This is a genomic window from Fructobacillus sp. ESL1096 (assembly GCF_058511985.1).
In genome coordinates, this window is sequence record NZ_CP196400.1 from 1,216,790 (window position 1) to 1,239,003 (window position 22,214).

Annotated in this window: 16 protein-coding genes; all 16 read left to right on the plus strand. The window is 45.4% G+C overall.

Annotated features, from left to right (window positions below; all coding sequences use genetic code 11):
- Positions 1–88: 88 nt before the first annotated feature.
- On the plus strand, positions 89–2,821 hold the full coding sequence (mutS, locus tag ACSYSR_RS05925) for a DNA mismatch repair protein MutS (protein WP_489815811.1): 2,733 nt from the start codon (positions 89–91) through the stop codon (positions 2,819–2,821).
- Positions 2,814–4,973: a DNA mismatch repair endonuclease MutL gene (gene mutL, locus ACSYSR_RS05930; RefSeq protein ID WP_489815810.1), complete on the plus strand. Its 2,160-nt coding sequence runs from the start codon at positions 2,814–2,816 to the stop codon at positions 4,971–4,973. Before mutS ends, mutL begins: the two co-directional genes overlap by 8 nt.
- A gap of 86 nt (positions 4,974–5,059) precedes the next feature.
- Positions 5,060–5,545 carry a YehS family protein gene (locus ACSYSR_RS05935; protein ID WP_489816523.1) on the plus strand — a complete coding sequence of 162 codons (486 nt, stop codon included), beginning with the start codon at positions 5,060–5,062 and terminating at the stop codon, positions 5,543–5,545.
- A 129-nt stretch (positions 5,546–5,674) separates the two neighbouring features.
- Positions 5,675–6,553, plus strand: coding sequence for a UDP-N-acetylmuramate dehydrogenase (gene murB, locus ACSYSR_RS05940; protein ID WP_489815809.1), 879 nt, complete (start codon positions 5,675–5,677; stop codon positions 6,551–6,553).
- Between the two features lie 3 nt (positions 6,554–6,556).
- Positions 6,557–8,656: a cation:proton antiporter gene (locus ACSYSR_RS05945; protein ID WP_489815808.1), complete on the plus strand. Its 2,100-nt coding sequence runs from the start codon at positions 6,557–6,559 to the stop codon at positions 8,654–8,656.
- Between the two features lie 2 nt (positions 8,657–8,658).
- Positions 8,659–9,483, plus strand: a complete 825-nt coding sequence (gene cdaA / locus ACSYSR_RS05950; RefSeq protein ID WP_489815807.1) for a diadenylate cyclase CdaA — start codon at positions 8,659–8,661, stop codon at positions 9,481–9,483.
- Positions 9,480–10,493 carry a CdaR family protein gene (locus ACSYSR_RS05955; RefSeq protein ID WP_489815806.1) on the plus strand — a complete coding sequence of 338 codons (1,014 nt, stop codon included), beginning with the start codon at positions 9,480–9,482 and terminating at the stop codon, positions 10,491–10,493. Before cdaA ends, ACSYSR_RS05955 begins: the two co-directional genes overlap by 4 nt.
- Positions 10,494–10,550: 57 nt before the next feature.
- Positions 10,551–11,915 carry a phosphoglucosamine mutase gene (gene glmM, locus ACSYSR_RS05960; RefSeq protein WP_252773733.1) on the plus strand — a complete coding sequence of 455 codons (1,365 nt, stop codon included), beginning with the start codon at positions 10,551–10,553 and terminating at the stop codon, positions 11,913–11,915.
- A gap of 119 nt (positions 11,916–12,034) precedes the next feature.
- On the plus strand, positions 12,035–12,736 hold the full coding sequence (gene rnc, locus ACSYSR_RS05965) for a ribonuclease III (RefSeq protein ID WP_489815805.1): 702 nt from the start codon (positions 12,035–12,037) through the stop codon (positions 12,734–12,736).
- A 24-nt stretch (positions 12,737–12,760) separates the two neighbouring features.
- Complete coding sequence (smc, locus tag ACSYSR_RS05970; protein WP_489815804.1) at positions 12,761–16,318, plus strand: chromosome segregation protein SMC; 3,558 nt, start codon at positions 12,761–12,763, stop codon at positions 16,316–16,318.
- Positions 16,319–16,337: 19 nt separating this feature from the next.
- Positions 16,338–17,654: a signal recognition particle-docking protein FtsY gene (gene ftsY, locus ACSYSR_RS05975; protein ID WP_252773736.1), complete on the plus strand. Its 1,317-nt coding sequence runs from the start codon at positions 16,338–16,340 to the stop codon at positions 17,652–17,654.
- A gap of 3 nt (positions 17,655–17,657) precedes the next feature.
- The gene (gene ylxM, locus ACSYSR_RS05980) at positions 17,658–17,999 is read left to right on the plus strand and encodes a YlxM family DNA-binding protein (RefSeq protein WP_059393500.1); all 342 of its coding nucleotides are present in this window, start codon (positions 17,658–17,660) and stop codon (positions 17,997–17,999) included.
- A 40-nt stretch (positions 18,000–18,039) separates the two neighbouring features.
- Positions 18,040–19,515 carry a signal recognition particle protein gene (ffh, locus tag ACSYSR_RS05985; protein WP_489815803.1) on the plus strand — a complete coding sequence of 492 codons (1,476 nt, stop codon included), beginning with the start codon at positions 18,040–18,042 and terminating at the stop codon, positions 19,513–19,515.
- A 115-nt stretch (positions 19,516–19,630) separates the two neighbouring features.
- Complete coding sequence (locus ACSYSR_RS05990; protein ID WP_489815802.1) at positions 19,631–20,440, plus strand: HAD-IIB family hydrolase; 810 nt, start codon at positions 19,631–19,633, stop codon at positions 20,438–20,440.
- Positions 20,441–20,700: 260 nt separating this feature from the next.
- Positions 20,701–21,462 carry a class A sortase gene (locus ACSYSR_RS05995; protein ID WP_489815801.1) on the plus strand — a complete coding sequence of 254 codons (762 nt, stop codon included), beginning with the start codon at positions 20,701–20,703 and terminating at the stop codon, positions 21,460–21,462.
- 36 nt (positions 21,463–21,498) lie between these two features.
- Positions 21,499–22,122, plus strand: a complete 624-nt coding sequence (ruvA, locus tag ACSYSR_RS06000) for a Holliday junction branch migration protein RuvA (RefSeq protein ID WP_252773740.1) — start codon at positions 21,499–21,501, stop codon at positions 22,120–22,122.
- Positions 22,123–22,214: the final 92 nt, after the last annotated feature.

Genomic DNA, 22,214 nt, shown 5'->3' on the forward strand with positions numbered 1-22,214 from the left:
TCTTTTGTCAATCTGACTCGTCAAATGGCAGTGAAAGGCAAGAAAAACGGTAACATCGCTTCAAAACTGTTAAGAGGAGGGCCATAATATGGCGACAAAAGAACCAACCCCGATGATGGTGCAATACCATCAAATTAAGGATCAGTACCCCGACGCCTTTGTTTTTTATCGAATGGGCGATTTTTATGAGCTCTTTGAAGATGATGCGATTAAAGGGGCCAAAATTCTTGAACTAACATTAACGGCACGGAATAAAAATTCAGCTGAGCCGATTCCGATGGCCGGAATTCCCCACCATGCCGTCTCAGCCTATATTGATATCTTGGTTGATGCCGGTTACAAGGTAGCAATTGTCGAGCAAATGGAAGATCCGGCAACGGCTAAGGGCATGGTCAAACGGGATGTTGTCCAGTTAATTACGCCAGGAACAAAGCTTTCCTCCAAAAATGGGGATGGCAAGGATAATAATTTTTTGGCTGCAGTGGTAGCGACTGGATCACGTCTTGGGGATGCTGATCAGGCGGCTTTTGCCTTGGCTTATATTGACCTTTCGACTGGCGAATTGAAGGCAACGGAATTAATGGATGAGAGCGCCGTTTTGGATGAACTTGGTGCTCTGGAGGTTAAGGAAGTTGTTTTAGCAAAAGAGGGTGATTTTTCAACACCAGCATTGGCGGCTGCTATTGGCGAAAAGGGCCTGGTTGTCTCTTATCAGGGTCCGGTTCAGCCTTCCGCTACGATTACCTATCTAACAAAAGATTTAAAGAAACCTGCCAAGCAGACAGTTACAGGACTGCTTCTCCAGTATCTATTTGATACGCAAAAGCGGTCTTTGGACCACATTATGCCGGTGCAAACATATGAGCGCCAGGCTTATTTGGTCTTTAACCAGGTGACACGGGTCAACCTTGATTTGGTTGAAAATGCGCGGACCAAGCAAAAAGCTGGTTCTCTTTTCGCACTCTTAGATCAAACGAAGACGGCTATGGGTGGGCGGTTATTGAAGCAGTGGCTGATTAAACCCTTGAAGGATTTGCAGAAAATTCAGGCTCGGCAAGAGGCCGTGGCTGCCTTTAACGATGATTTTTTCACTCGAGGAACGGTCCAGGATCAGTTGAAGTACGTTTATGATTTGGAGCGTTTAGCCGCAAAAGCTGCCTTAGGAACCATTAATGCCCGTGATTTGGTGCAATTAAAGCGTTCGCTTCAGGCAGTACCGGATATGCAAGCCGCTTTGCAGGCTGAGCACGTTAATCCAATCTTGCAGACTGCTGGGGCAGAAATTGATCCCTTGCTCGATTTGGCAAGCCTGATTGAACAAGCCATTGTCCCTGAACCACCAATTTCGGTTCGTGATGGTGACTTAATTCAACCGGGTTATGATGATTTGGTTGATTCTTATAACCAGGCCTTAGCTGATAACCAAGATTGGCTCGCTGCTTATCAAAAGCAAGAACAGGAAGCAACTGGGATTTCGACTTTAAAGGTCAAATATAACAAGAACTTTGGTTACTTTATCGAAGTAACTAAGGTAAACCTCGACAAATTAGAAGAGGGACGTTATCATCGTAAGCAAACATTGACGAATGCTGAGCGATTTACAACGCCTGAATTGAAGGAACATGAAGACCTGATTTTTGCAGCGCAGACAAAACGTTTTGACCGCGAATATGATTTGTTCTTGGCTATTCGCGCCAAAGTTAAGGAAGAAATCAGTCGCTTGCAGACATTAGCACAAAAAATTGCCCGACTTGACGTTTTGGCGGCTTTAGCTGATGTCGCTGAAAACCGACATTTTACGAAACCAGAGTTTAAAACGGATGGTGACCGGGCACTAACAATTAAGCAGGGCCGTCATCCAGTGATTGAATCCCTCTTGGGACCTGGCGAATATGTTGCTAATGATGTCTTTTTTGATGAAAAAACCAAGATTCAACTGGTAACCGGTCCGAATATGGCTGGTAAGTCTACTTACATGCGCCAGGTCGCCTTAATTGTCGTGTTAGCTCAGATGGGGGCCTTTGTGCCTGCAGATGAAGCGACTTTGCCAATCTTTGATCAAATCTTTACCCGAATCGGGGCCAATGATGACCTCGTTAACGGTCGATCAACCTTTATGGTTGAAATGGCCGAGGCCAACTCGGCGCTTCAGGGGGCAACCTCTCAGTCATTGATTTTATTTGATGAACTGGGACGTGGTACAGCCACTTACGACGGAATGGCTTTAGCACAGGCCATTATTGAGTACTTGGATCAGAATCTTCACGCGACGACGATTTTTGCTACTCACTATCATGAACTAACGGCTTTGGCGGCTAGCCATCCTGCCATTCAAAACGTCCATGTTGGGGCGCAGTTAACCGATGATGGCGCTTTACACTTCTTACATCAGGTTCAGCCAGGAGCGGCTGACCGTTCTTATGGGATTCAGGTAGCTGCTTTGGCAGGGTTGCCGAAATCACTCTTAACAAATGCTGAGGCAATTTTAAGAGCCTTAGAAGCCCAAGGGGTAGGGCAAGTTGAAGGTGTAGAAGAGACGGTGGCAAAGCGTTCGAGTGCTGCTGTCAAAGATACTGTTAGCCCGGCAATGAGAAACGCTTCGACTGAAGCAACGCCAATTGGGGATGGTCTGGCACAGGACATTCCACTTTTTGAAATTGCCTCTGCTCAAGAGCTTCCAGCAGCGGAAATGGAGTCAATCAATCCGGCTGACCAGAAGGCCCTTGATGAACTTGATCGGGTTAACCTTAACCAATTGACGCCATTGGCGGCTCTCAACTTAATTGCCAAATTACAGGAAATGAGGCAAGAAAATGACTAAAATTCATGAACTGCCTGAATTATTGGCCAACCAAATTGCGGCCGGTGAGGTCATTGAACGTCCTGCCTCAGTGGTCAAAGAATTGGTTGAAAATGCTATTGATGCCAATGCGACTCAAGTAGAAGTCGTGATTGAAAATAGTGGTTTAGATTTAATTAAAGTAATCGATAATGGTCAGGGGATTGACCAAGCAGAAGTACCGTTGGCCTTTGTTCGTCATGCCACTTCGAAAATACAAGATCGGCATGATTTGTTTAATATCATGACTTTGGGCTTCCGTGGTGAAGCCTTACCATCGATTGCAGCGGTTGCAGATGTCACTTTGCAAACCAGGACAAAGCTTGCTGAAACTGGCTTTCTTTACCAGGTCAAAGGTGGACAGGTGGCCCAGGAGGGGCCAACGGCTGGTCGCTTTGGAACCATTGTTGCCGTTCGTTCGCTGTTTTACAATACGCCAGCTCGGCTCAAGTATTTGAAAAAACCACAGACCGAGCTGTCGTTGATGGTAGAAACGATCAATCACTTGGCCATGGCTTATCCAAATGTTGCCTTAACGCTGAGCCATAACGGGAAAACTCTGGTGAAGACACCGGGTAACGGTGATTTGCGGCAAGTATTAGCAGTTGTTTATGATCGCAAAACGGCTGAAAAAATGGTTGCTTTTGAGGGGGGTTCCGACCATTTTAAGGTCAATGGTTACTTGTCCTTGCCGGAACAGACTCGGTCTTCTCGGTCTTATTTTGCTGTTTTGGTAAACCACCGTTTTGTTAAAAATTTCTCTGTTTCAAATGCTATTAGTGCGGGTTATGGTTCAAAGTTGATGGTTGGCCGTTTTCCAATCGGTGCCATTAATATTGAGCTGGACCCACTGCTGGTTGATGTCAATGTGCACCCCCAGAAGGCTGAGATTCGGTTGAGTGAAGAGGGAGAATTGACGGAATTGATTACGCAGGTTATTGCTAATCGTCTTCGTGGTGAAAACTTGATTCCTGCAGCGCTTGATAACCTGGGTCAAGGGGAAAAAGAAGAAAGCCCGACCGCTGCGGTAGAAGAACCCAGTGTCTTCGTGAAAAATCCAGCCACAGAGGTTCTTTCGGTCCCGGTTAAGGCTGACCGGGTAGTTGAAATTCATGATGAAGGTCAACTGGCCGATGCACCAGTCGCTAATTTTGCCAGTCGCTATGCCAAAGAAGAGTATCAGCCGATCTTTATGGAAGAAAATCAGTCTCAGCCAAAAATTGCTGAACCGTTAGCAGCTTATCAGCCAGATACTTCTATCAACCAGTCAACTAGCGCCGCCAAAGAAAATGGAGGCTTATACAACCATGCCGATACTGGCTTGGCTGCACTAGCAAATCAGGCTATGGGCCTGGGCATTGAACAGAGTACACAGCCAGAGGATTCACAGACAAAACAGCAGCAAAATGATTGGTTGAGTGGGCAGCAACATCAGGCTCAGACTAAAGTCGCGACCCCTAAGCCGGTTAACCAAGATTTGGACTTAAGTGATCAAGCTAGTAAAAAGACCGGTTTTCCTAATCTGGACTACATTGGTCAGATGCATGGAACCTTTCTCTTTGCCCAAGACCAGGATCATTTGTACTTGGTTGATCAGCACGCCGCCCAGGAACGGTTGAATTACGAATATTATCGGCAGGTGGTTGGCCAGGTAGGCGAAGACCAGCAGCAATTGCTGGCACCGATTACGCTGACGTATTCTACGGCCGATATGTTAAAGATTGCTGATTTTCATGAGATTTTTGAGCAGGTGGGCCTTCATTTGGAAGAATTTGGCCCAAACACGATTGCTTTGTATGAACATCCAGCCTGGATTTTAGCTGAACAAGCTGAAGGCACCATTAAAGAAATGATTGATTGGGTTCTTCATGATGGTAAGCTGACTGTAGCAGCCTTTCGAGAAAAAGCTGCGATTATGATGTCTTGTAAGCGGGCGATTAAGGCCAATTGGCATATTTCGGATGAAGAGGCGAAGACGCTCTTACGTGATTTAGCACAAGCAGAAAATCCCTATAACTGTCCTCATGGCCGGCCAGTTTTGACCTCGTTTACTATCAAAGAAATGGAGCGAATGTTTAAGCGCATCCAGGATTCACATGAATCGTGGCAAACGTACGATACCCATCCATTTTAAACTGGGTTGCAACGATTATTGATGATGAACTTTTTAACGCGGGCGCTAAAGTACGCTCGATAAGCAGTGCTTTCAAAGGAAAATTAATGAACTATAACGATATAATAATTCGGTTGCGCTATGCACTTGATTTATCTAACCAAGAGGTTATTCGACTTTTTACCTTAGGTGGGGTCAAAATGACGCAAAAGGATTTGGACCGAATTTTGACAAAACAAGAAGAGGATAGTCAACCGGATCAGGCGCTTTCAGCCCATGATTTGGAGGCCTTTTTGAATGGCCTAGTGATTGATCGGCGTGGTGAGCGCTTAGATAAAGATGGACAAGCCGTGCCACCAACTTTTGATATGGCCAAAGCTGATTTGGTCAATAATGTGGCCATCAAGAAAATCAAAATTGCTATGGCTTATACATCGGATGATTTACAACAATTATTGGCTTTGGCAGGGGCTAAGGTTTCTAATGGCGAATTGTCGGCAATTTTGCGTCGCCCTGACCACCGGAATTATCGACAAGCTGGTGATCGTTATTTGCGTAAGCTATTAGCGGGCATGGGTAAAAAGTACCGGTAAGACGGTCTTTTGTCTGAATAGTTGAGATGAATTCAAGAAAGACGACGCATTTGCGCCGTCTTTTTTCTTCCTAATAAAAATAGTAAAGTTTGGTATGATAGAGAAAGTAGGATACTAATGGAGATTACTATGAAAATTGCCCAAGGTTTAATACAAAAAGAGCAAGAAATTGCACCTTACGCCTACACCCAAGCCGGTGGCGTAACGGATTATTTGGCGATCCCGACCTCAATAGCTGAGTTGACCGCCTTGCTAGATTGGGCCAAACAAGAAAGCTTGCCTGTTCATGTTTTTGGTCGACTGTCCAATTTGGTCGTTCGTTCAGGTGGACTGCGAGGTTTGGTGATATTAACGACTGAACTAAAGGCTGTTCGACAGGAGAACAATCAATTGTTAGCCCAAGCTGGCTGTGACATTATTTGGTTGGCTGCCTTAGCTCGCGATAAGTCCTTAACTGGTTTGGAATGGTCGGCTGGAATTCCTGGATCCGTTGGTGGTGCGGTCTTCATGAACGCCGGTGCTTATGGTGGACAAGCCGATATGGTCGTTTCCTCCGTGCTAGCGGTGATGCCTGATTTAAGCTTAAGGACTTTTACAAAAGATGAATTAGCGTTTGGTTACCGCCATTCTGTTTTTCAAGAAAATGGCGGGGTTATCGTTCAAGCAACCTTTGATTTGGCACCTGGTGACCAACAGGCTATCCAAGGGAAAATGGATCAGGTTAACTTGGCCCGTGCCAATAAGCAACCCTTGTCATGGCCATCGAACGGTTCCGTCTTTAAGCGGCCAACTGGTTACTTTGCCGGTAAGCTGATTATGGATGCCGGATTGCAAGGTACACGTGTTGGTGGGGTTGAAGTTTCGAAGAAGCATGCCGGCTTTATGGTCAACGTGGACCAAGGAACGGGTAACGACTACGAAGACTTAATTCACCTTGTGCAAGCAAAAGTTTTTGAGGAGTACCATGTTCGCCTGGAACCTGAAGTTCGTATTTTAGGAGACCGGTAGCCTATGGATATTATTGAGTTAATGATTGTCTTAGTGATTGGTGTTGCTATCTCAAGCATCATCTCTCACTTTGTTCCAGCCGTCCCAATTTCATTATTTCAAATTGCGATTGGCTTTTTATTGGCAACGATTGGTGGAACCTATATTGAGGTGGATTCCCACTGGTTTATGATGCTTTTTGTGGCTCCAATCCTGTTTAACGATGCCTGGCGGTTTCCAAAAAGGGAATTGTGGAAATTACGGGTACCAATTTTGATGAATGCCATTTGGCTCGTCTTGGTGACCACGATTTTGGGTGGCTGGCTGATTCACTTTTTGATTCCAGAGCTACCAATTGCTGGTTCACTAGCCTTGGCAGCTGTGTTATCACCAACGGATCCAGTTGCGGTTCAAGCGATTGCAAAACGGGTGAAGCTTCCAGAAAACCTCTTACACGTGGTGACGGGAGAGAGCCTAGTAAACGATGCGACCGGGTTGGTTTCGTTTAATACGGCTATTAAAGCAGTAGTAGCCGGGACTTTCTTATTGACGGACGCTTTGTTAAACTTTGCTTGGATGACCCTGGCTGGGATTGTGACCGGCGTTGTGATTGGGGCCATCATTATCTGGTTGCGTGATTCTGTTTCACGCTTTGGTTTAGCTGATGTTGTATTCTATACGGTGATTACAGTTTTGCTACCCTTTATTATTTATTGGGTGGCTGAATACCCCATGCACGCTTCTGGCTTGATCGCTGTTGTGACGGGTGGAATCACTGCCAAAATTTTAAATGACCGCCACGTTGGTCTTTTATCGGCCGAAGCAACGATTGTTTCAGTTCATGCTTGGGAGGTCTTAGTTTACGTCTTAAATGGTTTAATCTTTGTCTTGCTTGGTGTTACCTTGCCAAACGCCTTGCATAATATCTTAGAAGACACCAATATCTCCAACATCCAGGCCTTGACTTATGGTTTAATTGTCTGGTTCATTATCTTTTCTTTACGCGTGTTGTGGGCTTTGGCTATTCAAATCAGTCAGAGGTTCCGGCATCAGGCGAAAGTAGTTTCTTTTAAATCAGCTATTGTGTCGGGCTTGACGGGGGTTCGCGGCGCCGTTACCATGGCTGCGGTTTTGACTATTCCTGTAGTCACCAACAAAGGCACAATGTTTATTGGCCGTGATTTAATGATTTTTATCGCGGCGGTAGTGGTCATCTTTTCTTTGGTAGTGGCTTCTGTCATGCTACCACTGGTGACAAAGCAGACAACGAAGCACGATTTCACTCAACCGGAGGGCGCAACGGAGGTTGATGAGGCTTTGCCGGAGGACCACCGGGCTGATTTATCAGAAGATCAGGCCCGTCTATGGATTATGCGAATCGGCATTCAAGCATTACGGGATGTCCAAAATAATCAAAATCGGCGAATTGCCCACGAACTAATTACTCGTCGGCAAAAAAAGGTCCGCCAATTACGACGGAAGCTCCATGAAGATCAGGACCAGCATGATTTTGCGGCCGAGAAAGACCTGGAGTTGCAGGAAGTTGCTTTGAAAGCGGAACGTAATCGTCTTCAACAACTATTAGTTGATGAAGAAATTACGCCGATTACTTATTCTTTGCAGGATAGACGCCTTGATCAAATTGAAGCTGATTTGGGAACAACTCGTGAATTCTTTGCTAATAAGCGTTTGAAGTGGTTGTTGCGGCGTTTGGCCGTTAAGGTCCGCATTTGGCTGGCTGAGGAAGAAAATGATCGGGTCCAAGAAGAGGCCGACCATGCTACTCGTGAACTACTGAAGGCTGCTATTGCGGCCATCTCAGCATATGTAGAAAAACAAGTCGGCGATACCGTCATGCAGCGCGTTTTACGGCAAGAAGCGTATAATTTAATTGTGATCTACCGTTTTCAAATTGAAAAGACCAAGGCGATCTCGACATTTGATCAACAAGAAGAAGACGATCGCATGCGATTGGAGCTCGAGTTAAAAGCGTTAAATGCGGAGCGGGATTTCATCCAGCAACTCTATGAACAAAAACGGATCTCACGGCAAACGAGTATTAATTTAAGACAAGTAATAAACTATGCGGAAACCAGAGTCTTGGTTGGCCGCAACGAGGAGTAGAAATGGGAATTTGGGCATACATGACCAGTAGCAATCTGGTTCATCTATTAGATGTATTGATTATCTGGTTCTTGTTGTATAAGGTCATTACCTTTGTTGAAGGAACCCGCGCATTACAAATCCTTTTTGGGGTTGGTGCCATTATCTTAATCAAAGTCGTCGCTTGGTATACCGGTTTGGTGGTTGTTTCTTGGTTAATGGATCAGTTAATCACTTGGGCACCAATCGCTTTGGTCGTGATTTTCCAACAAGAAATCCGACGTGGCCTCGAAAATTTGGGTCGGCGCCTAACGGTTCGTCGCCATCACATCGACAATGAACAGGCTCGCGAATTGATTAAGGGCTTGGACATGGCTTTGGAATATATGTCTAAGCGGCGAATTGGCGCTTTGATTACGGTTAATGGGAAAGATACCTTAGAAGAGTATATTAAGACTGGTATTACTCTCGATGCCAAGGTAACAGGGCAATTACTGATTAATATCTTTATTCCCAACACGCCTTTGCATGATGGGGCGGTTATCATCAATAATGACCGGGTAGCAGTGGCTGCTGCCTATCTGCCACTATCAGAATCAACGAGAATTCCAAAGGAATTGGGAACTAGGCACCGGGCAGCTGTTGGAATTTCAGAAGCAACAGATGCCGTCACAGTGGTTGTTTCAGAAGAAACTGGTGAAATTTCCATTACTCAGCGGGGAGACTTATTGCGAAATATGGATCGTGACTCTTACTTAAACTTCTTTGAGAAGCAGTGGATTGATCCAGTTGGTAAGAAGAGCAAGAAATCCTTGTTGGGACAATTGTTCCGGGGGAAGAAATTATGAGTAAGTGGACTTCATCAAAAATCGTGAACGTGGCTTTTTCATTTTTGTTGGCACTTTTAATTACCGCTTACGTTTTGTCAACAAAACCGAGCTACTCGGGATCGAATAATAACCAATATACATCGTTGTTGCCAGAAAAAAAGGCAACGATTACGTCACCCTTGACGGTACAATTTAATTCTTCAGATTATGTCATTGTCGGGGCGCCAAGTTCTGTTGGAGTGACCCTTCAGGGGTCATCAGCCTTAGTAACCGCGGCTCAAAATCATAATGAAATTCAAGCTGTGGCTGACTTGCGTGGTTTAGGAGTTGGACAACATACTGTTAATGTTGCTTTGACTGGTGTCAGCTCGTCGTTGACTGCGACCGCTAGTCCTCAGACTGTAACAGTTACCTTGGCAGAAAAAGATTCTGCTAAGAAAGATGTTCAAGTTCAATATGACGACTCAAAGATTGCTTCTGGCTACCAGGTAACCAACACAACGGTTGATCCAAAGACGGTGACAATCACTGGACCAAAAGAAAACGTGGATGCTGTTGATCATGTTGGTGCCGATGTGACCCTAAACAAAAGTACGAAAGCGAACGTCACACAATCGACTAAATTGACGGCTTATGATAAGAATGGCGACGCTGTTCAGGTAACCTTATCGCAACAAACAGCACAAGTGTCAATGACAATTTCTAGTTCCGGATCGAGTTCAAGTGCAAGCTCCAGTAGCAGTTCACAATCAAGTACGAGTGGGTCGTCTTCGACGACTAAGAAAGTGAGCTTAGTAGGCCAGGCGAGTGCCGGTTCGACGGACAATTTTAACATTAGCTTCAGCCCAAGTGCCGTGACAATTACTGGTTCAAGTGATACACTAAGTAGCATTGATTCTTTGCCTGTTAGTCTGGACCTGTCCAATATTACTAGCAAAGTGACCAAGACCGTGAGCCTGACGAAACCGAGTGGCGTTGATAGCCTGTCGGATCAAAGTGTTCAGGTGACAATTAGTCCGAAGTCGTAAGGTCTGATTTGTTTGTGCTGAAATTATTGGCCAACCATAAGTGGAGATAAATAAAAAATGACAGAATCGCAGTTAAAATACTTTGGAACAGATGGGGTCCGAGGCATTGCCAATGAAGGTTTAAAACCTGAATTGGCCTTGAAACTCGGTCGTGCTGGTGGGGCAATTTTAACTCGCCACAATGATAATCCTGATCGACGCCCAGTTGTAATCGTTGGTCAAGATACTCGAATTTCTTCTGAAATGTTGCAAGAGGCTTTGATTGCTGGCTTGCTTTCTGTGGGTGTTGACGTGTTGAATTTGGGCGTCATTACTACGCCAGCCGTTGCTTACTTGGTTGAAGCGTTGGAAGCAGATGCTGGAATTCAGATTACCGCATCACATAATCCAGCCGCTGATAACGGGATTAAGTTCTTCGGTCGAGATGGTTTTAAGCTTTCAGATGAACTTGAGAACGAAATTGAAACCCTCTTAGACGGTGATGGCTATGAGCAATTACCTCGACCAAGTGCTAAGGGTCTGGGTGTTGTTTCTCATTATCAAGAAGGTGCTCAAAAATATTTGGCCTTCTTACAAAAGACGATTCCCAGTGACCTATCTGGCTTTAAGTTAGCCTTAGATGGAGCCAATGGGGCAACCTTTGACCTTCTGCCACGTCTGTTTGCAGACTTGGGAGCTGATTTCAAGACGATGGGGACAGAACCCGATGGCTTGAATATCAATGACCAGGTTGGTTCGACCCATCCAGAAGCTTTGATTGATATGGTTAAAGAAGGTGATTTCTCAGCTGGTTTGGCCTTTGATGGGGATGGCGACCGTTTAATCGCCGTTGATGAAAACGGTGAAATTGTCGATGGTGATAAAATTATGTATATCACTGCCCGTTTTATGAATAACCAGGGTCGTTTGAAGCACCAAACTGTGGTCTCAACTGTGATGTCTAACATTGGTTTCTATAAAGCATTGGAAGCTCAAGGAATCAAATCTGTCCAGACACAAGTCGGCGATCGCTACGTAATGGAAAAGATGGTTGAAGATGATGATAACCTTGGTGGGGAACAGTCTGGTCATATTATTTTCCGTGACTGGGCTAAAACCGGGGATGGTTTGTTGACGGCTTTGCAACTACTCTTTGTGATGAAGGAAACGGGACAATCACTGTCTGAATTGGCAGCCGATGTAACGCTATATCCACAAAAATTAGTGAACGTGAAGGTGCCAGATAAGCAAGCAATGATGCAAAATCCAGTCTTGCTGGCTAAGATTGACCAGGTTGAAAAGCAGATGGCCGGTGACGGCCGGGTGCTGGTCCGTCCTTCTGGGACGGAATCAATTGTGCGAGTAATGGCGGAAGCCAAAACCGAAGAGTTGGTTAACGCTTATGTTGATTCAATTGTTCAAGTCGTTGAAGCTGAAAAATAAAAGTTAAAAACCAAGGTAAGCCAAAGCGCTGATCCTTGGTTTTTTGTCCTTTTTTGCAACAAAAGCTGACCTGAAAATCTGTTATAATAAAAACAACTGAATTTTGAAAGGAAAACACCTTGTCACCATCTGACTTTAGTAACTTTTTAAGAGAAAAGTTTCAAATTAGTTTTAATAACTTAAACCTTTTGCAAGAGGCTTTGACCCAACGCAATTACTTGAATGAACATCCTCAGGAACAGGGCCGGGATTATCAACGACTCGAATTTTTGGGTGATGCCATCATGCAGGCAACGGTGACGGAATACCTCTTTAAGCGCTATCCTGATTGGGATGAAGGTCAATTGACTGAAATGCGAATCACCATGGTTCAAACAAAGTCCTTTGCTCACTTCGCCCAAGTCATCCACCTGAACGAGGCCATTCGTTTAGGTAAAGGTGAAGAAATGAATGGTGCCCGGTCACGTCCTTCACTTTTGGAGGATATTTGGGAAGCCTTTATTGGCGCCTTGTTCTTAGATCAGGGCCAGGCTGCCGTCGTTTCTTTGTTGAACCAGACGGTCTTTGCAGCCATTGATGAAAACTTCTTTGACCAATTTATTGACTTTAAGTCCCGCTTGCAAGAAAAGTTGCAAGCTCAGGGGTCCGTTGACATTACTTATCAAATTGAAAATGAAATCCGTAACGAAGATAACAGTCAGCTCTTTGAAGTTTTCGTTGCGGTTGATGGCAAGACTTTGGCTTATGGGTCAGGACAATCCATCAAGGATGCGGAAAAGGCGGCCGCACAAAAAGCTTATCAAGATTTAACCGCCAAATAACACACAAGAGTATACAAAGCGCCCATGAAATTAAAGACACTGGAAATTATTGGCTTTAAGTCTTTTGCCAATAAAACCGTGATTGACTTCCAGCAGGGAATGACTGGGATTGTTGGTCCAAATGGTTCTGGAAAATCAAATATTATTGAAGCCATCCGTTGGGTGATGGGGGAACAGTCGGCTAAAGATTTGCGAGGCAATAAAATGGCCGATGTCATTTTTGGTGGAACAAAGAACCGCAAACCCTTAAACCGGGCGGAAGTTTCGATTACCTTTGACAATGCTGATCATTATATTGCTTCTGATTTTACCGAAATTCGAATTACTCGAAGGTTGTACCGGACAGGAGAATCCTCGTATCAATTAAACGGGACGGAATGCCGGCTCAAGGATATCCATGAACTCTTTATGGATACCGGTCTTGGTCGGGATGGCTTTTCAATTATTTCCCAAGGTCAGGTTGAAAAGATTTTTTCAGCGAAGCCGGAAGAACGACGGGGAATCATTGAAGAAGTCGCTGGTGTCTATAAGTACAAGCAAAATAAGGACAAGGCCGAAAAGGACTTGGCTGCCACGGAAGATAACTTGGACCGTGTTGATGATATTATTGCTGAAGTGGAGGGGCGATTAAACCCTTTGGCTGACCAGGCTCTCAAGGCCAAAGACTATTTGGTTAAGCGCGAAAGTTTTGAAAAATTAGACCAGGTGCGATTGACCCGATCGATTTTGTTGCTGCAGGGACAAGTGGCTGAACAAAGTCAGGAGGCCGGTAAAACCAAGGAAGCTGTTGCTTATCAGCAAAAACAGGTAAGCTTAATTCAGGATAATCTTGGTCAAAGTCGTGGCCAATTAGAGGCTATCCAGCACGACCGTGACAACTTACAGGCAGAGATTGTTGCCAAGGCTCAGGAAAAAGAACGGTTGATTGGGAATCAGAAGCTGGCCTCACAAGAGCAGGCCACATTGGTTCGTGATTTAGCCCATTTAGTTGATCAACAAAAAGACGAACAGGTTCAAGTCGAAAAAACGCAGGCTGAGTTAACTCAGGTACAAAAGCAACTGGCGGCCTTAGTCGACCAAGAACAATCATTAAAACAGACTATCAAGCAAATTGACCAGGAGCATGGTGCCACCAAGATTGATGCAGTGCAAAATGAACTGGCTGAAAACCGCAATGCTTATGTGACCACGATGCAAGCGATTGCTTCCTTACATAATAAGCTGACTTATCAAGAAAAAGCCTTGGCCCAAACGGAAGCACAGTTAGCTTTGAAAAAGACGGCGATGACAAAGGCCCAGGATGATTTAAAAGCGGCAGAAAGTGCCTTGGCAGCTTATCAAAAAGAACATCCAGACCAAACGACTGGTGAAAATCCTTTTGAGGACCAAGTGGCACAGGCAAAGAATGCTTTAGCAGATGCCAAGGTAGCGGCTCAGGATCAACAAAAAAGTTGGCAAGAGGCGGCCTATGCCCTCGATCAGCAGCGGTCGCGTTATCAGGCAGAAGCTTCATTAGATGATTATGCTGGTTTTTATCAGGGTGTTAAGAACCTGATGGTGCCTGCTGTGCGGCAAAACTTTCCAGGCATCAAGGGCGTCGTTGCGGAATTGTTAACGGTTCCAAAATCCTACACGAAGGCGATTGAAACCGTCTTGGGTGGGGCGTTACAGCAAATTGTAGTGGACACGACTCAAACGGCTAAGTCGATTGTTGCCTACCTGACTAAAAACAAAAAGGGTCGGGTAACCCTTTTGCCGATTGATACCATTCGTCCTCGTCAGGCCCGTGACATAGCCGCTGCTAGCCGTGAAAATGGCTATATTGGCTTAGCTGCTGACTTAGTTTCCGTGCCGGCTGGGATGGAAAATATCCTCTCTTCATTGCTGGGGACAACCTTGGTTGTTGAAGATTTGGCGGCGGCTACACAGGTTGCTCGGGCTTGTCAAAATCGTTTGCGAGTTGTTTCATTGGACGGTCAGTTGGTCAATGCCGGTGGTTCTATTACCGGTGGTGCTAACTTTCGTCAAGGGCCATCTGTTCTGTCCCGGCAGGCTGATTTAAAGGAAAAAGAAGCGGCGTTAGCCAAGCAACAGGGGCTGGTTGCCGACCTGGCTGAAAAGCGTAATCAAAGCCAAAATCAGGTCAACACCTGGCAAGAAAAATTGGCGGACTTGATGCAACAAAGTCGAGACTTTGTTGCCCAGGGGCAGCAAGTTGATTATGAATTGGCCAGCTTAAAGGATACCGTTGATCGCCACCAAACCAGCGTGCAAACACTATCTTTGGATCTAGCAGATTTGCAGGTTGCTAAAGAGGACGCTGAACAGGAACAGGCAGCGGCCCAAACGGCATTGACTGAAAATGAGGATAAGAAGGGGACAATCGAAGGGAACACTGCTGATTTGACCGCCGAGTTGGACCAGTTAACTAAGGACCAACAAGCTTATCAGGGCCAAAAAGCCGAATTCCAGGCAGAACTCGCGAAGGTTTCCGCTCAGCGTTCGGCTCAGGAGGAAAATCAGCACCGCTTGACCGAAACTTTGACAAAGGGGCAAAATCACTTATTGTCACTGCAAGAGCAGGCTGGGCAGATGCAGGAAAACCTCGACCAGGCAAAGAGCGCTGAAGAACTGAGTCAGGCGGTCACTGATTTGTCGACTGCCTTAACAACGGCCCAGGAAAAGGCTGATTTGTTAGCTGATCAATGGGCCAAATTATCAACGACGGTCAAGGAAGAGGAAGAAAAACTTGCCTTGGCCCAAGAAGAGTTGAATAACGAGGTTGTTGACCAGTCAGCTGCTAATCATCGTTTGCAAAGTAGCCAAGAACGCTTGGCTAAGCAAATTGCAACGTTGCGCCAGACCTATGGTCTGACCGTAGAATCAGAGAATGACGTGGTTGCTTCTGATTTGTCTGACCAAGAAGTTGACCAAACCTTGGCTGAGACCAAGAAGGCCATCGATGCACTGGGGCCAGTGAACATCGCGGCCATCCAGGAGTATGATGAAATTAAAGATCGCCACGACTTCTTGACCAGCCAAGCAGAAGATCTGAAGGCAGCCAAGGAGACCCTGCAGGATACAATCGATGAGATGGACCAAGAGGTTCAGATTCGTTTTCAGGAAACCTTTGATGCCATTGCAGCTAATTTCTCAGATGTCTTTACGAAGATGTTTGCGGGTGGCCAGGCCCAAATTGAGTTGACCGACCCAGAACACTTGCTAACGACTGGAATTGACATTAAGGCGCAACCGCCTGGCAAAAAATTCCAGCAAATGTCGTTGTTATCTGGTGGTGAAAAGGCCTTGACTGCCATTTCGTTGTTGTTTGCGATTTTGCAGGTTCGCCCTGTACCATTTGCCGTCTTGGATGAGGCTGAGGCAGCCTTGGATGAGGCGAACGTCGACCGTTTTGCGGCTTATTTGAAAAATTTTGCTGGCGATACCCAATTCATCACGATCACGCATCGCAAGGGAACGATGGTTGCTGCTAAAATCTTGTATGGTGTTACAATGCAAGAAGCAGGGGTGTCAAAGATGGTCGCGGTTAACCTGGAAGAGGCACACCAACAACTCGCTTAATCACATAGGAGAGTAGTCTATGGGACTTTTTGATATTTTTAAGAAAAAGAAGGAAGCTCAGGAAAATCAGTCGGCCGAAGTTGGTCAGCAGACAGCACCTGAGTCAACAGTAAGAGACTCAGAAAAGCAGTTAACTGATGCAAATCAAGATCAGCCGGCCGAGAAAAGAGCAAAGGCAGTAACAGAGGATCAACAGGACCAGCCCGCTACAAAAACAGCTACTGAAACAACCGGACCGGCAGGGGCTGACAAAGACAAAGCTGACCAAGAGTCTGCTCAAGTGCTTACAGAGGATAGTGACAACGAACGTGAATTTGATCAACCTGTCACTGCTGAGCATAAGCAGAGTCAGGACCAAGGGCAAAAGCAAGATCAAAACGCGGACCAAGGCCAAGACGAGCAATCCAACCAGGCGGTCTATGACCGCGGCTTGAAGCAATCTCGTCAGGGCTTTGCTGACCGATTTAACCGCTTTTTAGCCAACTTCCGTTCGGTTGATGAAAACTTCTTTGAGGAGTTGGAAGATACCTTAATTGGGGCTGATTTAGGCTTTGATTTGGCAATTCAAATTTCCAACCAAGTTCGTGAAGCTGTTAAGGTGCAAAATATTAAGGATAAGGGCCAAATTCGTTCTTTGATTATTGAACAGATGGTGGCACAATATGATGCTCAAGGTCAAAATGAAGACCAATCCATGCATTTTGCACCAGCAGGTCAACCAACCGTGATTCTCTTTGTTGGAGTAAATGGTGTCGGCAAAACGACGACCGTGGGGAAATTAGCTTCAGCCTATCAAAAAGAAGGGAAAAAGGTCCTTTTGGCAGCAGCGGATACCTTCCGTGCGGGTGCGGTGAAGCAACTGCAGGAATGGGGTAACCGGGCTGATGTACCGGTTGTGGCTGGGCCTGAAAAGGCCGATCCGGCTTCTGTTGTCTATACGGCGGTTGAACGAGCCAAAGAGGAGCACTATGATGTCTTGTTCGTTGATACGGCCGGTCGCTTACAAAATAACGTCAACTTGATGCAAGAGCTAGCCAAGATCAATCGAGTTGTTAAGAAGGTCTTGCCAGATGCCCCACAAGAGGTTCTGCTGGTTTTGGATGCAACGACGGGGCAAAATGCTTTGCAACAGGCCAAGTTGTTCCAGGACTCTTCTGATGTGACCGGGATTGTCTTAACTAAGATGGATGGGACAGCTAAAGGTGGTATTGTTTTTGCCATTCGTGACAGCCTACATTTGCCAGTCAAATGGATTGGCTTTGGTGAAAAGGCAACTGATTTACGCGTCTTTTCGGCTGAGGACTTTGTTTATGGTATGTTCAAGGACTTGGTCTAGGCGATGGATTTAGACAAAAAAAATCAGGTGAATGCTTTATTACCGTTTTATGGACCGTTGTTGACGGTTAAGCAACAAAATTACTTGCGGGCATATTTTGAGGATGATTATTCCATCATTGAGATTGCCGAGGCCGAAGTTGTTAGCCGGCAAGCCGTTTCGGATAACTTGAAGCGTGGCGTTGATTCTTTGGAACACTACGAGGCCGTTTTAGGGCTCTACAAGGATTCAGTCCACCGGCAGGCGCAAGAACAGGATTTGCTGGATTACGTTGCCGAGCACTATCAAAACGATCAACATTTAAAGCAAATTTTAGACCAACTGGTTAACCAAGAAATTAATTAAGGGGGAAGCCGGAGTCCCGAAGTGGCCCGGCCAAGCAATCATGGCTTTTGAAAACTTGACACAGCGCCTCTCCAAGACGTTGAAAAATCTAACCGGTCAGGGCAAGATTAAAGAAGAAGACCTACAGGCCTCTCTTCGTGAAATCCGTTTAGCCTTACTGGAAGCCGATGTTTCTTACTCGACAGTGAAGAAGTTCATCGACCAAATTCGCCAAAGGGCGAAGGGCCAAGAAATCCTGGAAGGGCTGAATGGCGCCCAACAGGTTATCAAAATTGTTAATGAGGAGTTAACAGCCTTGATGGGGGACCAAGCGGTTCCACTCAATAAATCAGAAAAGATTCCGACAACCATCATGATGGCTGGTTTGCAAGGGGCTGGTAAAACGACCACCATTGCCAAATTAGCTTATAAGTTAAAGCGCGAAAATAACGCTCGTCCACTTTTGATTGCAGCCGATGTTTATCGTCCAGCCGCCATTGATCAGTTGGAAATCTTGGGAAAAGATTTGGAGGTTCCAGTCTTTTCACAGGGGACAGATGTTGATCCACGTGAAATCGTCAAGGCTGGGTTAGCCCAGGCCAAGGAAAACAAAAATGATTATGTCTTGATTGATACGGCCGGTCGTTTGCAAATTGATGCCGAATTGATGGCTGAGTTGAAGGACATCGAAACGATTGCTCAACCAGATGAAGTGCTCTTGACGGTCGATGCGATGACCGGACAGAACGCAACTGAAACGGCCCAAGGCTTTGCCAACGAGTTGCACTTGACCGGTGTCGTTTTAACTAAGTTGGATGGTGATACCCGTGGTGGTGCTGCCTTATCAATTCGTGATGTCACGGGTCAGCCAATCAAATTCGTTGGTCAAGGTGAAAAGCCAACCGACCTGGATGTATTTTACCCAGACCGAATGGCTTCACGAATTTTGGGCATGGGGGATATGCTGACCTTTATCGAAAAGGCTCAGCAAGAAGTGGACGAAAAGAAGCAGGCCGAGCAGCTTGAAAAGATGCGCCTGAACACTTTTGACTTCAATGACTTTATCGACCAGCTGCACCAGGTTCAAAACATGGGACCAATGGAAGACTTACTGAAGATGATTCCTGGAATGGCCGGAAATCCAGCTTTAGCGAACCTGCAAATTGATGACAAGCAGTTTGCCCATATGGAAGCGATTATCTCCTCAATGACGAAGGCTGAACGGGAAGATCCCGACTTGTTGAATCCATCTCGCCGTCGTCGTTTGGCAGCGGGTGCAGGGCGGCCAATTGTGGAAGTCAACAAGATGATTAAGCAATTCGACCAGATGCGCAAAATGATGAACCAAGCTTCAAACGGAAACTTCTCCGGCATGGAATCCATGATGGGGCAAACCGGAATGGACATGTCTCAAATGATGGGGGGCATGGGTGGTGGTATGCCAAGTGGCAACTTTGGCCAAAAGGTTCAAAATTTTGCCATGAAGCAAGCAGCCCGGAAGATGAAGAAGTTAAAGAAGAAGCGTGGCAAAAAATAATTAGTGCCTGTTGTTAGTGAAACGATACGATAGCAGGTGACCGGTGGCAGTCATTGCCTATGGTAGAAAAAGAGGCGACATACCCCAGTTATGGAACGTAGCTACAGATAGGAAAATGATGACGATTAAACTAATTGCAACTGATTTAGACGCCACCTTTTTACGAGCGGACAAGAGTTTTGACCGCCAGGCTTACCAGGTAATGGTCGATTTAGCCAAGAAAAAGAATGTAACCTTTGTGGTCGCAACAGGTAATCATCCAGATAAGGTGGCCAAATACTTTGCTGGGGCTAACCAGGACTTTATATTGATTGCTAACAATGGCGCTGAAGTCGTTGAAGAGGGTGAGATTATGAAGACTTACCCAATTGAGCCGGCCGTTTTTCAGCCAATTGTGGAAACCGTTTTAGCTAATCGCGACAGAGTCTCAATGGGCTTAGTCTTTACTGGCGTCACCCAGGCATTTATGCTGAAAGAAATGGCCGCTTTGGGGTATGGTGACCGTAAGGCACAGCAATATTTCCAGGATTTGAAGATTGTGGATAATTTGAGTGAAATTAACGAACCAATTTTGAAGATGACGGTCGATCTACCAGACTTTGAACGTCCTTTCATGGAAGCGGTTAATAACCATCAGCTGCCAATCCACGTCACAACTTCGGGTTATGGTGCCGTCGACTTAGTCAATCCAGCTGTGAACAAGGGTGTGGCCTTAAAGGATTTAGGCGATCAGCTAGGTATTGCGCCAGAAGAGATGGTCGCCTTTGGTGATGGCTTGAATGATTTGGAAATGTTGCAATTGGTTGGTCATCCCTTCGTGATGCCGAATGCCGATTCTGAACTCTTTACTTACGAGTTTGAGGAAGCGGTTGCTGATTCCAACAATGATGGGGTTTTGAAGACTATTTTAGCTAATATCCTTTAAGCAGAGGGAAAACTAGTCATTGATTTTTACTAAGTAATTGGTACAAATGAGCCGTTGGTTTATTAATCAACATTTAAAAGCAATCGAATGATTGCTTTTTTTTAGTGCTGAAACTACGTTTTTTAGGTCAAACGGGACCGGCTAGACCAATCAGTTTTTATGCTATAATAGTGGCATTAAGTCAAACGGTTTAATGCTGATTTTTACTAAAAAAATCAGTATCATGAGACAACGAAAAACTGTCAGGAGGATGCAGCCAAATGACTGACCGCATGAGGAAGTGGGTGCAACGCCTGCTTTGGTTAATAATTATCGGAATAATTGCTTTGTTGGGCTATCGTTGGGCTGAATCACAGCCCGCATTAAGTCCAGTAAAAACGGTGCCAAAACAGCTGTTTGGTCAAACAAAAATTTATAGTCAAAATGATCGACAACAGATTGCCGGCAAAATTAGTGCTCAAGATCAAAGCGCTAAAGGATTAACAAAGCAAGGCTTTGTGGCGATTCCCAAGTTATCGATTTTACTACCAATTTACGATAATGCCTATTCAGCCGTTGCCTTGAATGTAGGGGCTAATACGGCACAAAAAGGTACCCCTGTACCAACAATGGGACAGGGAAACTATACGTTAGCTGCTCATAATTGGGATAATGGTTATACAGCCTTTTCGGCTTTACAACAGAAACTTAATCAAAATGCACCTTATTATCAAAATGGTCAAGCGGGAAATTCAAGCTGGTTAAATGGTCAGTCAATCTACCTGGCTAATGGTGATGGGGTCTTTACTTACCAGATTACCGGTCAGGTTGGTGTTGATGAGAATGATGGCTCTGTTTTGAATCCTGATGACCGTGATGACGATAAGGCAAAAATTACGATTATTACCTGTCTCTTCCCTGATACGACGAAGCGTATCATTACCAATGCTAAGTTCATGAAGTTTGAATCTTGGGCCGATGCTAGCAATGATGAAGTTGGCTATTTTGATACGAAAAAGCAAAAAATTAACTTAGTTCCGTAATCTGCTTTACGGTAAAATAGATATCCAGGAGTTATTATGTATGAATATTTGCGGGGCGTGATTACCCAGGTTTGGCCAGGTTATATCGTCTTAGAAAGCAAAGATGGTATTGGCTACAAGATTTTTCCGGCGAATTCCTATCACTACACTGTTGACCAGGAAGCCCAAGTTTTCGTCGAACAAATTGTTCGTGAAACGGAGTTAACCCTTTATGGTTTTGCCTCGATGACGGAAAAGGGACTGTTTAACAAGTTGTTAAATGTTTCAGGCATTGGGCCTAAATCAGCTTTGGCAATCCTAGCTGGTGCAGACCCAGCTTCCTTGGTGGCAGCCATTGACCAAGATGAAGTTGGCTATTTGACGCAGTTTCCCGGGGTGGGAAAGAAAACCGCGCAACAGATTATCCTGGATTTGAAGGGGAAAATGGCGGACTTTGCGAACTTAGCTCAAGATCAAGAGCTTCGCTTAGGCCTTGACCTGTCAGATTCTGCTCGCTTGGTTGCCAGTGATAGCCAAAATCTGGCCGATGCCATGGCGGCTTTGGAAGCCTTGGGTTATGCCCAAAAGGATATTAAAAAGGTCAAGAAGGCCTTGGCCGGCGAAAAGGGCAAGACAGAGGAGCTGATTTCAAAAGCTCTGGCCCTGCTAGTTTCAGCATAAAGAACTGGTTAAATGCGGTGTAAGCAACCGTTTGTCACAAGAGCGCAAGCTGGGGTTTTCTTTTCAGCAATGAGGGAAGGCCATGGCAACAA